The sequence below is a fragment of the Fulverythrobacter ferritrahens genome, from assembly GCF_020539485.1.
Lineage (GTDB): Bacteria > Pseudomonadota > Alphaproteobacteria > Sphingomonadales > Sphingomonadaceae > Andeanibacterium > Andeanibacterium ferritrahens.
Window position 1 is genome coordinate 810,721 of the sequence record NZ_JACDXU010000001.1, and the last position, 15,618, is coordinate 826,338.

General features: G+C 61.6%; 13 protein-coding genes. 4 read left to right on the top strand and 9 right to left on the bottom strand.

The window, feature by feature from the left end:
• Nucleotides 1-173: 173 nt before the first annotated feature.
• The 5 genes from rpsD to rpiB all read right to left on the bottom strand — a co-directional run bounded on the left by rpsD (nt 174) and on the right by rpiB (nt 3,981).
• Nucleotides 174-788 carry a 30S ribosomal protein S4 gene (gene rpsD / locus H0274_RS03960; RefSeq protein WP_226793040.1) on the bottom strand — a complete coding sequence of 205 codons (615 nt, stop codon included), beginning with the start codon at nt 786-788 and terminating at the stop codon, nt 174-176.
• 225 nt (nt 789-1,013) lie between these two features.
• On the bottom strand, nt 1,014-1,748 hold the full coding sequence (locus tag H0274_RS03965; RefSeq protein ID WP_226793041.1) for an RNA methyltransferase: 735 nt from the start codon (nt 1,746-1,748) through the stop codon (nt 1,014-1,016).
• Nucleotides 1,738-2,214, bottom strand: coding sequence for a transcriptional regulator NrdR (gene nrdR, locus H0274_RS03970; protein WP_226793042.1), 477 nt, complete (start codon nt 2,212-2,214; stop codon nt 1,738-1,740). Before nrdR ends, H0274_RS03965 begins: the two co-directional genes overlap by 11 nt.
• A 10-nt stretch (nt 2,215-2,224) precedes the next feature.
• Entirely contained in the window at nt 2,225-3,535 is a 1,311-nt protein-coding gene (glyA, locus tag H0274_RS03975; RefSeq protein WP_226793043.1) for a serine hydroxymethyltransferase, read from the bottom strand.
• A 5-nt stretch (nt 3,536-3,540) separates the two neighbouring features.
• A complete protein-coding gene (gene rpiB / locus H0274_RS03980; protein ID WP_226793044.1) occupies nt 3,541-3,981 on the bottom strand; it encodes a ribose 5-phosphate isomerase B in 441 nt (146 codons plus the stop codon).
• A 151-nt stretch (nt 3,982-4,132) separates the two neighbouring features.
• On the opposite strand from rpiB, the gene H0274_RS03985 reads away from it, so the two are divergent.
• Nucleotides 4,133-4,549, top strand: a complete 417-nt coding sequence (locus H0274_RS03985; RefSeq protein WP_226793045.1) for a nuclear transport factor 2 family protein — start codon at nt 4,133-4,135, stop codon at nt 4,547-4,549.
• Between the two features lie 47 nt (nt 4,550-4,596).
• Nucleotides 4,597-5,748 carry a cupin domain-containing protein gene (locus H0274_RS03990; protein ID WP_226793046.1) on the top strand — a complete coding sequence of 384 codons (1,152 nt, stop codon included), beginning with the start codon at nt 4,597-4,599 and terminating at the stop codon, nt 5,746-5,748.
• A gap of 37 nt (nt 5,749-5,785) precedes the next feature.
• Here the strand turns inward: H0274_RS03990 and H0274_RS03995 are convergent, their stop codons facing one another.
• From H0274_RS03995 to H0274_RS04010, 4 genes are all read right to left on the bottom strand, one after another.
• Nucleotides 5,786-6,349 carry a pseudouridine synthase gene (locus tag H0274_RS03995; protein WP_226793047.1) on the bottom strand — a complete coding sequence of 188 codons (564 nt, stop codon included), beginning with the start codon at nt 6,347-6,349 and terminating at the stop codon, nt 5,786-5,788.
• Nucleotides 6,350-6,415: 66 nt separating this feature from the next.
• Entirely contained in the window at nt 6,416-8,422 is a 2,007-nt protein-coding gene (rpoD, locus tag H0274_RS04000) for an RNA polymerase sigma factor RpoD (RefSeq protein WP_226793048.1), read from the bottom strand.
• 11 nt (nt 8,423-8,433) lie between these two features.
• Nucleotides 8,434-10,344, bottom strand: a complete 1,911-nt coding sequence (dnaG, locus tag H0274_RS04005) for a DNA primase (protein ID WP_226793049.1) — start codon at nt 10,342-10,344, stop codon at nt 8,434-8,436.
• A gap of 63 nt (nt 10,345-10,407) precedes the next feature.
• Nucleotides 10,408-10,860, bottom strand: a complete 453-nt coding sequence (locus H0274_RS04010; protein ID WP_226793050.1) for a GatB/YqeY domain-containing protein — start codon at nt 10,858-10,860, stop codon at nt 10,408-10,410.
• A 157-nt stretch (nt 10,861-11,017) separates the two neighbouring features.
• Here H0274_RS04010 and carA point away from each other — a divergent pair, with 157 nt between their 5' ends.
• Together carA and carB are read left to right on the top strand one after the other, a co-directional pair.
• The gene (carA, locus tag H0274_RS04015) at nt 11,018-12,181 is read left to right on the top strand and encodes a glutamine-hydrolyzing carbamoyl-phosphate synthase small subunit (RefSeq protein WP_226793051.1); all 1,164 of its coding nucleotides are present in this window, start codon (nt 11,018-11,020) and stop codon (nt 12,179-12,181) included.
• On the top strand, nt 12,181-15,507 hold the full coding sequence (gene carB, locus H0274_RS04020; RefSeq protein WP_226793052.1) for a carbamoyl-phosphate synthase large subunit: 3,327 nt from the start codon (nt 12,181-12,183) through the stop codon (nt 15,505-15,507). Before carA ends, carB begins: the two co-directional genes overlap by 1 nt.
• The last annotated feature ends 111 nt before the right edge of the window (nt 15,508-15,618 follow it).

Below are 15,618 nucleotides of genomic sequence, written 5' to 3' on the forward strand. Positions count from 1 at the left end.
CTAAGGAAGGATGGATGCTGGGAGCGAAGCTGTGCCTGCACAAATGAGTTCAGCATGACGACATGGGGCTGGCGAAGAGCTCGCCACATCGTGTGTTTGCAAGCGATACAATCGCCAAACGAAAAGGGCGGCCCCGAAGGACCGCCCTTTTTGCTGCGCAATCTGCGAAGAGATCAGCGCGAGTAGAATTCGACCACCAGGTTCGGTTCCATGGTGACGGGGTAGGGCACCTCGTCCAGGCTCGGAACGCGGGTGAAGGTCACCTTGTCGGTGCCGTCGACCGAAACATAGTCGGGAATGTCACGCTCGGGCAGGCCCTGAGCTTCGACGACCAGAGCCATTTCCTTGGCCTTGTTGCCCAGGCTGATCACGTCGCCAACCTTCACGCGGCGCGAGGCGATGTTGCACTTCACGCCATTGACGCGAATGTGGCCGTGGCTCACCAGCTGGCGGGCGGCGAAGATGGTCGGTGCGAACTTGGCGCGATAGACGACCATGTCAAGACGCTGCTCAAGCAGGCCGATCAGGTTCTGACCGGTATCGCCCTTCATGCGCGACGCTTCCTGATAGGTGCGCTTGAACTGCTTTTCGGTGACGTCGCCGTAATAGCCCTTGAGCTTCTGCTTGGCGCGAAGCTGCAGACCGAAGTCCGACATCTTGCCCTTGCGGCGCTGGCCATGCTGGCCGGGGCCATAGGAACGGCGGTTTACGGGGCTGTTCGGGCGGCCCCAGATGTTTTCGCCCATGCGACGGTCAAGCTTATGCTTGGCGCTCTTGCGCTTCGACATATGTCATCTCCAATTTGCGGACAGGCCCAATACCTGTCTTAGAACCCGGCACGCACCGACAGGCCTGATGCCTGTCGCGGCCGCCGCTTCACCGGGATGCGAGGCCAATCGAAAAAGCCGCCAGCAACGCCAGCGGCCCCGAAGTGAGAGGCGCCAATGACCGTTTGGGGCGCCAATGTCAATTGCCAACCTGCTCTTGAACCAAGGCTTGCAGGCAAAATCGGCCTAATCGCCAGCCTTTGTGGGTTTCGGTCCTCGGGCCAAGGCTGACAGTACGCCGCGCAGGGTGCGAATTTCCAGATGGTTCCAGCCGGGCTTGGTCAGCACGTTGCGCAGGGTGAGGCGGGTTGCTTCCGCACGGCTTGCAGGGAAGAAATAGCCCTTGGGTTCCAGCAATTGCTCGAAATGGCCGATCAGCCCCTCCAGCTCCTCCTGCGGGGCAGGGGGCAGATGGTCTTCCTGGGTCGGTATGGCCAGATCGCGGTGCTTGGACCATTCATAGGCGCACAGGATCACTGCCTGCGCCAGATTGAGCGAGGCAAATTCCGGATTGATCGGCACCGTCACGATTGCGCGTGCCACCGCCACGTCCTCGGTCTCAAGTCCTGATCGTTCGGGGCCGAACAGATAGGCGCTACGGCCTTGCTGAGTGGCGATTTCCCGCGCAGCTTCCTCGGGCGTTACGACCGGCTTGGTCACGCCGCGCTTGCGGACCGTAGTGGCATAGACATGTGCGCAATCGGCCACCGCTTCCGCCACGCTGGAGAACACTTGCGCGCCTTCCAGTACGATGTCAGCGCCAGAAGCCGCAGGCCCGGCTGACGGGTTCGGCCAGCCGTCACGCGGATCGACCAGGCGCATTTCCGCCAGCCCGAAATTGAGCATCGCGCGCGCCGCCTTGCCGATATTCTCGCCCAGTTGCGGGCGCACGAGCACGATTACCGGCAGTTCAGCCTTCATCGCCGTCCTGGCTCCCGATTTCGCGCACGCTGCTGGCGAATTCCTCGAAATCGCGGGCTTCGGAAAAGTCACGATAGACTGAGGCGAAGCGGATATAGGCTACGGAATCCAGCTGTCGCAGCCCGTCCATCACCATCTCACCGATCCGGGCGGATGCGATTTCAGCATCGCCCAGTGTCTCCACCTGGCGCTGTATGCCCGAGACGAGCTGGTCCAGTCGTTCCTGCGAGACACCGCGCTTACGGCAGGCGAGCGCCACCGACCGCTCGATCTTGCTGCGATCGAACGGTTCGCGTTCATTGTCGCTCTTCACGACGGTAATGTCGCGCAATTGCACACGCTCGAAGGTGGTGAAGCGCGCGCCGCAGCTTTCGCATTGGCGGCGCCGACGGATCGCGGTGTTATCCTCGGTAGGCCGCGAATCCTTCACCTGACTATCGTCATGCGCGCAAAAGGGGCAGCGCATCGCTTACTCCTCAGCGGCCCGGATAGACCGGGAACGCCTCGCACAGCTCGGTAACACGGCGGCGGACGCTTTCTTCCACCTGCGCGTCACCATCGTCGCCATTCTTGCGCATGCCGTCGACCACTTCGGCGATCAGTTCGCCGACCTTGCGGAATTCCTCCGGCCCGAAGCCGCGAGTGGTGCCCGCCGGGGTGCCGAGACGAACGCCCGAAGTGACGAAGGGCGAGCGCTGATCGAAGGGGATCGCGTTCTTGTTGCAGGTCAGCCAGGCCCGGTCGAGGCCCTTCTCGGCAGCCTTGCCGGTCACATCCTTGCGAGTGAGGTCCACCAGCATCAGATGATTGTCGGTGCCGCCGGATACGATATCCAGCCCGTGATCCTGCAGGCTGCTGGCCAGCGCCTTGGCGTTCTCGACAATGCGAGCCGCATAGGCCTTGAATTCGGGACGCAGAGCCTCCTGGAAAGCAACCGCCTTGGCCGCGATCACGTGAACCAGCGGGCCGCCCTGCATGCCGGGGAATACGGCCATGTTGAACTTCTTGGCCAGATCCTCGTCATTGGTCAGGATCACGCCCGAACGGGGCCCGCGCAGGCTCTTGTGAGTGGTGGTGGTCACCACATGGGCGTGCGGGAAGGGCGAGGGATGCGCACCGCCGGCGACGAGGCCGGAGAAGTGCGACATATCGACCAGCAGATAGGCGCCGACTTCATCGGCGATTTCGCGGAAACGGGCGAAGTCCCAGTGGCGCGGATAGGCGGTGGCGCCGGCGATGATCAGCTTGGGCTTGTGCTCGCGCGCCAGCCGGGCGATCTCGTCCATGTCCAGCAGCTGGTCTTCCTGGCGGACGCCATAAGGCACGACGTTGAACCACTTGCCGCTCATGTTCACGGGCGAGCCGTGGGTCAGGTGGCCACCGGCCGAGAGGCTGAGGCCCATGAAGGTGTCGCCCGGTTCCAGCAGCGCCAGGAATACGGCCTGGTTCATCTGGCTACCCGAATTGGGCTGCACATTGGCGAATTGGCAGCCGAACAGCTTCTTCGCGCGCTCGATCGCCAGATTCTCGACGATATCCGCATATTCGCAACCGCCATAATAGCGCTTGCCCGGATAGCCTTCGGCATATTTGTTGGTGAAGACAGAGCCGGTCGCCTCAAGCACGGCGGGCGAAGCGATATTCTCGCTCGCGATCAGCTCGATCTTGTGGCGCTGGCGACCGAGTTCCTTCTGGATGGCGGCGAAGACCTCGGGATCCGACTGTTCCAGCGTGTCGTGCCAGAAGTGCTGCAAAGCCTCGGAGGTGACGGCGGGGGCGCTGCTCATGTAGTTCAGTCCTGCGGAGGGTTGGTAAGCTTGTCGACGCGGGGGCCATGGCGCCCACCGGCGAAATCGGTGCCAAGGAACGCATCGATGCATGCCTTGGCCATGTCGGGTCCCGTCAGCCGCGCACCCATCGCGATCGCATTGGCATTATTATGCTCGCGGGCGAGGGCAGCGGAAAGCGGCTCGGAGACGAGCGCGCAGCGCAGCTTCGGGTGGCGGTTCACCGCAATGGAAATGCCGATACCGGAGCCGCACAGGGCAATGCCCCGTTCGGATGTGCCGGAGGCGACGGCTTCCGCCAGCTTGTAGCCGTAATCGGGATAATCCACCCGGTCGGCCAGTTCGGGGCCGAGGTCGTTCACCTCATGGCCCTGTTCGCGCAGCCAGTTTGCGAGCTCGGCCTTGAGCTCCACCGCTGCATGATCGGAGGCAATGGCTATCTTCATGGCGCGCACATAGGGACTAGATCCACATGGTGCCACCGCAAAAGCGCTTTGTTCCCCAATGGTGGACCTTTTGTCCTATCCGGCCTGTGCTACGACACTGTAGCATGGAGACACCTGAAGGCGATCGGACGGGTTCCAAAGGGAGAGTAAAGTGACTGAAGAGGATTATCATCGCTATATCGCCGCCTTCAACGCGCGGGACTATGACGCGCTGGAGACCTTCTTTGCGGACGATTTCGCGCTCGAGAATGCGGGCTTCCGCGTTCAGGGAAAGCCCGCCTTCCGGGAATTCTACGCCTTCTTCCACCAGTTCTGCCTTGAGGAAGTGATCTTCAAGGAATTCTTTCCCGGCAAGAATGGCTTTGTTTCCAATGTGGTAATCCGTTTCACCGGGATAAGGGATCTCTCCGCCGAGGTGCTGGCCGAGAAGGGCTATTCCGGAATGAGCGTGGTGCCCGAGGGCGTTTCGGTGGATGTCGAATTCTATATCCATTATCTGCTGAACCCCGATGGCCAGATCCAGTACATCAAGGGTGCCGTCTGGGTGCCGGAAGAGAAAAAGGGATAGGTCAGGGAAGGGGGCGCAATCCGCGCGCGAACCGTTATAGGGGCGCTATGGACCTTACCACATTCGACACCGCCACGTTCCTCAGCGATTATTGGCAGAAAAAGCCGCTGCTGATCCGCAATCCGTGGAATTCATGGTGCAACCCGCTCGATCCTGATGATCTGGCCGGGCTGGCTTGCGAAGATGGCGTGGAATCCCGCCTCATCGAACTGGCGGCCGGTGACTGGCTGCTGGAACACGGACCGGTTGCCGAAGAACGTTTCAGCGAACTCGGCGGGAAGCCATGGACGTTACTGGTCCAGGCCGTCGATCATTACGTGACGGAAGTGTCGGCATTGATCGAGCCGTTCCGCTTCGTCCCGAACTGGCGCATCGACGATGTGATGGTCAGCTATGCCACTCAAGGCGGCGGTGTGGGGCCGCATTTCGATCAATACGATGTGTTTCTGGTGCAGGGGCTCGGCCGGCGACGCTGGCAGATCGGTGGTTTGTGTGACGATGCCAGCAGATTGCGTGAGCATCAGGATCTGCGTCTCCTCGCGGATTTCGAACCCGTGGAGGAATGGATTCTCGAGCCCGGCGACATTCTCTATCTTCCGCCCCGCGTGGCCCATGATGGCGTTGCGTTGAGCGATGATTGCATGACCTATTCGATCGGCTTCCGTGCGCCGTCCCGTGCCGATTTGCTCGGCAACTGGACTGACGATCTGCTGGAGGAGATGCCTGAGGAGGATCGCTATGCCGATCCCGGCCTTCAGGCGCAGTCTAACCCCGGCGAGATTTCCACGGAGGCACTGGGGGCACTCCACGGCATGGTCACTGCCGCGCTGGCCGACCGGGATGCCTTCACCCGGTGGTTCGGTCGATATAACAGCACGCGCAAATATCCCGACCTCGACTGGGCTCCCGAGACGCCTCTGAGTGCGGAAGATCTGCGGGATTTACTGGCAGAGGATGCGCTGGTGAGCCGCAATCCCGCGAGCCGGTTTTCCTTCGTCCGGCAAGGCGGACAATCCGTGTGGCTGTTCGTTGATGGCGAATGTTTCGAATGCAGCGGGGCAAGCGCCGCGCTGGCGGAGCGGATGTGCGCCGTCCCGGATTTCGTGGTTGAGGATGATGTGGCGCAGGACGATCAGGCATTGGACCTGCTCGTCCGACTGTTCAATCAGGGAAGTTTGGGCGTCGAAACCGAGGAGTGAAGGGCGGGGCAGTGCTGCAATTGACCCCTGCCGTCATTCAACGAATATCGAAGCGGCCTGTGACTTCTTGCCATTCGCCGGGGGGCAGCCCTTCCAGATTCCATGATCCGATGCTCCAGCGCACCAGCCGCAAGGTGGGGTTACCGATGGCTGCGGTCATCCGGCGAACCTGGCGATTGCGGCCTTCGCGGATGGTCAGGCGCAGCCAGCAATCGGGAATGCTTTTGCGCACGCGAATCGGCGGGTCACGCTGCCAGAGCGCCGGATCATCGATGCGGTCAACTTGCGCGGGGCGTGTGAGGCCGTCATTCAGCCTGATTCCGGATCGCAAGGCTTCAAGGCTCGCCTCGCTCGGTTCGCCTTCCACCTGCACCAGATAAGTCTTGGGAAGCTTGAACCGGGGATCGGCGATACGGGCCTGAAGGCGCCCGTCATCGGTCAGCAGCAGCAGGCCCTCGCTATCGCGATCCAGCCTTCCTGCGGGATAGACGCCTGGTATTTTGATGAAATCGGACAGCGTCTGGCGCGTCGTCTGCGTTCCGCGATCGGTGAATTGCGAAAGCACCCCATAGGGTTTGTTGAACAGGATCAACCGCGCCACAGCATCACCGTCCCTCAAAAAGGAAGCCCCGCCGAAGCGGGGCCACCCTGATTACTTTCACCTCGATTACTGATCGAGGAAGCTGCGCATCTTGCGGCTGCGGCTGGGATGCTTGAGCTTCCTCAGCGCCTTCGCTTCGATCTGGCGGATACGTTCGCGGGTAACGGAGAACTGCTGGCCCACTTCCTCCAGCGTGTGATCGGTGTTCATGCCGATACCGAAGCGCATGCGCAGCACGCGTTCCTCGCGGGGGGTAAGGCTGGCCAGCACGCGCGTGACCGTTTCCTTGAGATTGGACTGGATCGCCGCATCCACCGGGATGATGGCGTTCTTGTCCTCGATGAAATCGCCCAGATGCGAATCTTCCTCGTCGCCGATCGGCGTTTCGAGAGAGATCGGCTCCTTGGCGATCTTCATCACCTTGCGAACCTTTTCGAGCGGCATGGAGAGACGCTCGGCCATTTCCTCCGGCGTCGGCTCGCGGCCCTGCTCGTGCAGGAACTGGCGACTGGTGCGCACCAGCTTGTTGATCGTCTCGATCATGTGGACCGGGATACGGATCGTGCGCGCCTGATCCGCGATGGAACGCGTGATCGCCTGCCTGATCCACCACGTAGCATAGGTGCTGAACTTGTAGCCGCGGCGATACTCGAACTTGTCCACCGCCTTCATCAGGCCGATATTCCCTTCCTGGATCAGGTCAAGGAACTGCAGACCGCGATTGGTGTATTTCTTGGCGATGGAGATCACGAGGCGGAGATTGGCTTCAACCATCTCCTTCTTCGCGATACGAGCCTCGCGTTCGCCCTTCTGCACCATGTTCACGATGCGGCGGAATTCGTTCAGGCTCATGCCGGTCTGGCTGGCAATGTCCGAGATTTCGGCGCGGATGCGTTCTACCGGCTCGGCTTCCTTCTCGGCGAAGGCGGCCCACTTCTTGTCCTTCTTCGCCATGGTGGCAAGCCAGGCGTCGTCCATCTCATTGCCGACATAGGCGGCGAGGAAGTCGCCGCGCTTCACCTTGTGGCGTTCCGCAAGGCGCAGCATCTGGCCGCCCAGCGTGGTGAGGCGCCGGTTGAAGGCATAGAGGTTGTCGACCAGATATTCGATCTTGGTCGCATGGAACTGCACGCTCTCCACCTCGGCGGTGAGGTCTTCGCGCAGCTGTTCGTATTTCTTCTCCTTGGCGGCGGGGAAATCCTCCCCGCGGCCCAGCGCGTCCACGCGTTCGGCCTGGAGCTTCTCGAACTTCTTGAACAGGTCCGCGATGCGGGCGAAGCGCTCCAGCGCTTCGGGCTTCAGCGCGGCTTCCATCTGGGCGAGAGAGAGGGTGTTATCCTCCTCGTCCTCTTCCTCGCGGCGGCGCGAGCGGCCTTCGCCGTCCTCGCCATCCTCGTCGGAATCGGCTTCTTCCTCTTCCTCGATCTCGTCATCTTCCTTGTAGGAAGGACCAGCGGTTTCTTCGCTGATCTCGCCGTTATCGTCGCCTTCTTCCTCCATGCGCTCGACCGGCGGCTCCTTGGACAGCATCGCATCGAGATCGAGAATCTCGCGCAGCTGCATCTCGCCATTGTTCAGCGCTTCGGACCACTGGATGATCGCGTGGAAAGTGATCGGGCTTTCGCACAGGCCCAGGATCATCGTGTCGCGGCCGGCCTCGATGCGCTTGGCGATGGCGATTTCACCTTCGCGGCTGAGCAGTTCCACCGCGCCCATTTCGCGCAGATACATGCGCACCGGGTCATCGGTGCGCTCGCCAGTGCCGGCCTTGCGCGGAGCTTCGGGCACATTGCGGCCTTCATCGGCCTCGTCAGGCGAGGCGACCTCGTCGACGTTATTGTCCTCTTCCTGGCCTTCCGCATCCTCGTCGCTCTCGACGATGTTAACGCCCATTTCCGAGATCGCGGACATCACGTCCTCGATCTGCTCGGAAGACAGTTCGTCTTGCGGCAGAGCTTCGTTCAGCTCGTCATAAGTGATGTAGCCACGGCGCTTCGCCTTCGCGATGAGCTTCTTGATCGAAGCTTCGTTGAGGTCGATCAGCGGGGCATCATCGTCTTTTTTGTCGGACATATGTGTCGCTTCTAGTCCTGTTGCCTGCTCGCCCGTTCCTCTTCCTGAGGTCCGGTGGGAGCGGATTCCGTTGCCGATTGCGCGGCGCGTTTGCTGGCCATTTGCCCGAGTCGTCGCTCGAATTCCAGCTTTCGTTTGAGCAAGCGTTGCTGCTCCTCAAAAGCCTCCTGTTCGAAGGTCTGTTCGAAGCGTCGAGTTGCGTCAGCGAGCGCGGCCTCAAGTGCCGGCCTTTCGACCAGCAAAGACACCGCTTCGGCCAGGTCTTCGCGCGCGCCTTGCGGATCGGACCCTTCCATCAGGAAGGAAAAGCGAGTTTTATCCGGCGGCGGAGCGAAGTCTCCTGACGCCGATATGGGCATCTGGCCACTAATTTCAAGCGTATCTGCAATATCCAGCAAACTATCGATGGCCGCAGCAAAGCGCATATCGTCCGGAGTCAACTTGCCGAGAGTTTCTACATGGCGCGCGATTTCACCCGGATGACGGGCCAGGCCTGCGATAACGGCCTGCGCCAAACGGTCCCGCGCGCCGCCTGAAACAAAGGAATGCAGCCGCTGGCGCGCCTCTTCGGTCAGGGCAGGTTCTGCTGATTTTCCTGAGAATTGCCCACGTTTTCCGCCGCTCCCGCCACTGCGTTGCGGCGTGAACTCCCGTTTCGGGAAGGCAAAGGAATAGAAGCGGTCCAGCAATTCGCGCCGATAGAGCGACTTGATGTCCTTATCCGCGATCAGCTCGACATGTTCGATCAGCCGAGCGCGCAGGCCAGCCTTGTCTTCGGGCGTGCGTAGCGGTTTTGCCTCGCGCTCATGCTCCCAGATCGTGTCGAGCAGGCTCTGCGGATTAGCGAGCAGCTTTTCCATCGCCGCCGCGCCCTGCTGCTTGATGAGATCATCCGGGTCCAGGCCGGCGGGCAAATGTACGATGCTGAGCGAATGGCCGGGATGGAGCAGGGGGAGGGCACGGGAAATCGCCCGCATCGCCGCGCGCTGGCCTGCCGCGTCCCCGTCGAAACACAGGATCGGCACATCCACCAGCCGCCAGAGCAGGGCAATCTGTTGTTCGGTAAGGGCTGTGCCCATGGGTGCCACGGCATCGGCGATCCCCGCCGCCGCGAGCGCGATCACATCCATGTAACCCTCAACTACCACGATCCTATTGGACTGGCGCGAGGCGGGCCCGGCACGATGCAGATTGTAAAGCGTCCGCCCCTTGTCGAACAGGGGGGTATCAGGCGAATTCAGATATTTGGGCGCATCTGTTTTGCCGGCTTCGAGGATTCGTCCGCCAAAGCCGATGACCCGGCCGCGCGCATCTTCGATGGGCAGCATGAGGCGGCCGCGGAACCGGTCATAGGGTTCTTTACCCTCTACCGCGATGCGCATCCCGGCTTCGATCAGCATGGCTTCAGGGATATTGTCGCCAAGGGCCGCTTTCAGCGCCTGTCGCCCTTCGGGCGCATAGCCGAAGCCGAAACGCTGGATGGTATGAGCATCGAAGCCTCGGCCCTGCAGATATTGCCGAGCTTTCTCGCCTTCCGGTCCCAGAAGATTGTTTTTAAACCATTCCTGTGCGGCAGCAGTGACATCGTGCAGACCCGCACGCTGCTCTGCCTGCCGGGCTGAGCGGGGATCGGGTGCAGGGACTTCCATCCCCGCTTCCGCTGCCAGTTCCTTCACTGCATCCATGAAGGAAAGGCCGCGCTGGTCAGTCATCCAGCGAATGGCATCGCCATGGGCCCCGCAGCCGAAGCAGTGATAAAAGCCCTTCTCGTCATTGACGGTAAAGCTGGGCGATTTCTCGTTATGGAAGGGGCAACAGGCCTTCCATTCCCGCCCGGCACGCTGCAGCTTGGTGGTGCGCGAAATCACGCCCGAAAGCGTGATGCGTTGCCGCAATTCGTCAAGCCATTGGGGACTGAGCATGATCCCGCGAGTGTGCCCCCGCACCTCGCTCGAGTCGAGGGCGGGGGTGCTTAATTCAGGGGATCAGCCGAAGCTGGCCTTCACCAGGCCGCTTGCCTTGGACATGTCGATTTCAGTGCCGTGGCGTTCCTTGAGGGTGGCCATGACCTTGCCCATGTCCTTGATGCTCTCTGCGCCCAGCTCCGCCCTGATCGCGGCAATCGCGGCCTTCACATCATCTTCCGACATCTGCGCGGGGAGGAATTCCTCGATCACGGCGAGTTCGCCCTTTTCCTGATCGGCCAGTTCCTGCCTGCCGCCCTGCTCATACATGGTAATCGATTCGCGGCGCTGCTTGGCCATCTTCTGCAAAACGTCGATCACCAGCACGTTGTCATCGTCGGGCGCGGTGCCTGTGCGCAGTTCGATATCGCGGTCCTTGATCTTGGCCAGGATCAGGCGAACGGCGGCAAGGCGAGGCTTGTCGCCAGCCTTCATCGCGGAAACCTGAGCGGATTTGATCGTGTCGCGGAGCATTTTGAGGTACTTTCCTGTGGATGTTTCGGGCTCCAGATGGGCGAGTGCAGCATGGAATGCAACATTCGCACATGCAGCAGGTTGACGCGGCGGGAATGCAGGTCTAGCCGCCGAGCCTTAGCGACATCGCCGTCAACAACTTACAACGGAGCGCCCCATGGCCGACCCCGCACCTTCTGCTGCGCAACCTAAAGGCGCAACCGGAGTCCTCGTTCTTGCGGACGGGACAATCCTGTGGGGCAAGGGCTTCGGCGCCAGCGGCAGTGCTGTTGGTGAAGTGTGCTTCAACACCGCGATGACCGGCTATCAGGAAGTGATGACCGATCCCTCCTATGCCGGGCAGATCGTCACCTTCACTTTCCCGCATATCGGCAATGTCGGCGCTAATGACGAAGACGTCGAATCGCATGTTCAGGGCGCGGTGGGCTGCATTGTGCGCGAGGATGTGACCGAGCCCTCCAACTTCCGCTCCACCGGCAAGTTCGGGGACTGGCTGGCCGCACAGGGCAAGATCGGCCTTGCGGGGATCGATACCCGCGCACTGACCCGCCGCATTCGCCTGCAGGGCGCGCCCAACGCCGTGATCGCGCATGAGCCTTCGGGCAAGTTCGATATTCCCGCGCTGCTCAAGCAGGCGCAGGAGTGGCCTGGCCTTGAAGGCATGGATCTGGCCAAGGTGGTGAGCCGCCAGGGCGAGGAAGAGTGGAAGGGCGGCGCCTGGTCGCTCGGTTCGGGCTACGCTTCGGAGCCTGACGGCACCCGCCCGCACGTGGTGGCGCTGGATTTCGGCGCGAAGGACAACATCTTCCGTAACCTGGTGAAGGCCGGCGCCCATGTGACGGTGCTGCCCGCGCAGACTTCGCTGGACGAGGTTCTGGCCCACAAGCCCGCAGGGGTGTTCCTGTCGAACGGTCCCGGCGACCCGGCAGCGACTGGCGGATATGCCGTGCCGGTGATCAAGGGCCTGCTGGAACGGGATGTGCCGATCTTCGGTATCTGCCTTGGCCACCAGATGCTCGGCCTTGCGGCCGGGGCAAAAACCTCCAAGATGCATCAGGGCCACCGCGGCGCGAACCATCCGGTGAAGCGCCTTGCAGATGGCGTGGTGGAAATCACCAGCATGAATCACGGCTTCGCGGTCGACAATACGAGCCTGCCGGAAGGCGTGGAGGAAACCCACGTCTCGCTGTTCGACGGCTCCAATTGCGGCATCGCGATCAAGGGTAAAAAGGCGTTCGGCGTGCAATACCACCCCGAAGCCTCACCCGGCCCGCAGGACAGTTTCTATCTCTTTGAAAAATTCGTTGGATCGCTCGCCTAATGCCAAAACGCACTGACATCTCCTCGATCCTCGTCATCGGCGCCGGCCCGATCATTATCGGTCAGGCCTGCGAGTTCGACTATTCCGGCACTCAGGCAATCAAGGCGCTGAAGGAGGAGGGCTACCGCGTGGTCCTCGTCAACTCCAATCCCGCCACGATCATGACCGACCCGGAAATGGCCGACGCCACCTATGTGGAGCCGATCACGCCGGAAATCGTCGCCAAGATCATCGAGAAGGAACGGCCCGACGCGTTGCTGCCCACCATGGGCGGGCAGACTGCGCTCAACTGCGCGCTGGCCCTGTTCAATGACGGCACGCTGGAGAAGTTCGGCGTCACCATGATCGGCGCCAATGCCGATGCGATCGACAAGGCGGAAGACCGCCAGCGCTTCCGCGAGGCGATGGACAAGATCGGCCTTGAAAGCGCGCGCTCCGGCGTGGCCCACACGGTGGAAGAAGCCTTCAAGGTGCTGGAAACCACTGGCCTGCCTTCGATCATCCGCCCCAGCTTCACACTGGGCGGCACGGGCGGCGGTGTGGCCTATAACAAGGCCGAGTTCGAGAAGATCGTCCGTTCGGGCCTCGATGCCTCTCCCACCACCGAAGTGCTGATTGAGGAATCGCTGCTCGGCTGGAAGGAGTATGAAATGGAGGTCGTGCGCGACAGGCACGACAATGCCATCATCATCTGCTCGATCGAAAACGTCGATCCGATGGGCGTCCATACGGGCGATTCCATCACTGTCGCGCCGGCGCTGACGCTGACCGACAAGGAATATCAGATCATGCGCACCGCCAGCATCGACGTGCTGCGCGAGATCGGCGTGGAAACGGGCGGTTCCAACGTCCAGTTCGCGGTCAATCCGGCCGATGGCCGCCTGATCGTGATCGAAATGAATCCGCGCGTGTCCCGCTCTTCGGCGCTGGCCTCCAAGGCCACCGGCTTCCCCATCGCGCGCGTCGCGGCGAAGCTGGCCGTGGGCTATACGCTCGACGAGATCATGAACGAGATCACCGGGGCCACTCCGGCGAGCTTCGAGCCGACGATCGACTATGTCGTCACCAAGATTCCGCGCTTCGCCTTCGAGAAATTCAAGGGCGCAGAACCGCTGCTGTCCACCGCGATGAAGTCCGTGGGCGAAGTGATGGCCATCGGTCGCAACTTCAAGGAAAGCATGCAAAAGGCCCTGCGTGGGCTGGAAACCGGCCTGGACGGCTTCAATCGCGTGCTGGAGCTTGAGGGGGCAGGGCGGGATGAGATCACCGCGGCTCTCTCCAAGCAGACGCCTGACCGTATCCTCAAGATCGCGCAGGCATTCCGCGAAGGCTTCACTGTGGAGGAAATCCACGCGATCACCCATTTCGATCCGTGGTTCCTGCGCCACATCGAAGAGATCATCGCCGAAGAAAAGAAGATCGGCACCGATGGCCTGCCAGGCGATGCCGCCGGGCTGCGCCGCCTGAAGGCCATGGGCTTCTCCGACAAGCGCCTTGCCACTCTGGCGGTGCGTTCCGTGCATGTCGCGGGCGGGCTGGGCGAGACCCAGGCCAAGCGTTCCGGCCTCTTGCATGATGCGCTGCGCGCCATGGCCGGTGCCACCAGCGAAGAGGAAGTGCGCGAGCTTCGCCACAAGCTGGGCGTCCTGCCGGTGTTCAAGCGCATCGACAGCTGCGCGGCCGAGTTCGAGGCAGTTACGCCCTATATGTACTCGACCTATGAGGCGCCGACTTTCGGCACGCCCGAGGACGAGGCCATGCCTTCCGACCGCAAGAAGGTCGTGATCCTGGGCGGCGGCCCTAACCGGATCGGGCAAGGCATCGAGTTCGATTATTGCTGCTGCCACGCCTGTTTCGCGCTGGCGGAGGACGGGTTCGAGACCATCATGGTCAATTGCAACCCGGAAACGGTTTCGACCGACTATGACACCTCCGATCGTCTCTATTTCGAGCCCCTGACGGCCGAAGACGTGCTGGAAATCCTCCGCGTCGAGCAATCCAATGGCACGCTGGTGGGCGTTATCGTACAGTTCGGCGGCCAGACCCCGCTCAAGCTGGCGCAGGCGCTGGAAGATGCGGGCATTCCGATCCTCGGCACTTCGCCCGACGCGATCGACCTTGCCGAAGACCGCGAGCGTTTTGCCGCGCTCGTCAACAAGCTGGGCCTCAAACAGCCCGCCAACGGCATTGCGCGCAGCCGGGACGAGGCCGTGGCCGTGGCCAATCGCATCGGTTACCCCGTGCTGATCCGTCCCTCTTACGTGCTGGGCGGCCGCGCGATGGAGATCGTCGACAGCGAAGCGCAGCTCGATGACTATATCGCCACGGCGGTGAACGTATCGGGCGATAGCCCGGTGCTGATCGACCAATATCTGCGCGATGCCATCGAATGCGACGTGGACGCGCTGTGCGATGGCGAAAAGGTCGTCGTTGCCGGCGTGATGCAGCACATCGAAGAAGCCGGCGTCCATTCGGGCGACAGCGCCTGCACGCTGCCGCCTTACAGCCTTCCGGCCGAGATCATCACCGACATGGAACACCAGGCGGAAGCTCTGGCCATGGCGCTGGGCGTGAAGGGCCTGATGAACATCCAGTTCGCCGTGCAGGACGGCGTGGTCTACCTGATCGAGGTGAACCCGCGCGCCAGCCGCACGGTGCCCTTCGTCGCCAAGGCTATCGGCCAGCCGGTCGCCAAGATGGCGGCGCGTGTGATGGCCGGAACGAAGCTCTCGGATCTGCCAGCCATCAAGCGCGATGTGCCTTACATGGCCGTGAAGGAAGCCGTGTTCCCCTTCGCCCGTTTCCCCGGCACCGATCCGGTGTTGAGCCCGGAAATGAAGTCCACTGGCGAAGTCATGGGAATCGATACGGATTTCCCGATTGCCTTTGCCAAGTCGCAGATGGGCGCGGGGATGAAGTTGCCGCAGGGCGGCACGGTGTTTGTATCGGTAAAGAATACGGACAAGCCGGTTATCGTACCCGCGGTGAAGCTGCTTATCGAGCAGGGCTTCCGCATCGTCGCCACAGGCGGGACGCAACAATATCTTGCCGAGCAGGGTTTGCCTGTGGAGCGGGTGAAAAAGGTTGCTGAAGGCCAGCGTAACATCGTCGACATGATCGTCGATGGTGAAATCGCGTTGATCTTCAACACCACCGAGGGCTGGCAAAGCCTGAAGGACTCGCAGTCGATCCGTGCATCGGCACTGGAAATGAAACTGCCCTATTACACGACCGCCGCTGCATCTGACGCGGTTGCACGTGCCATAGCGGCATTGAAATCCAGCCAGCTTGATGTACGCTCGCTTCAGGACTATTACAGTTCATAAACGCGCGTCCCCCAAACAATCGAGCGCATCGGAAAGCCGTCTCTTCGCAAAACCGCGTGGGGCCGGACGGAAGGCTTTAGCGATTGATCGGGGCGCGACACGATAACGGCT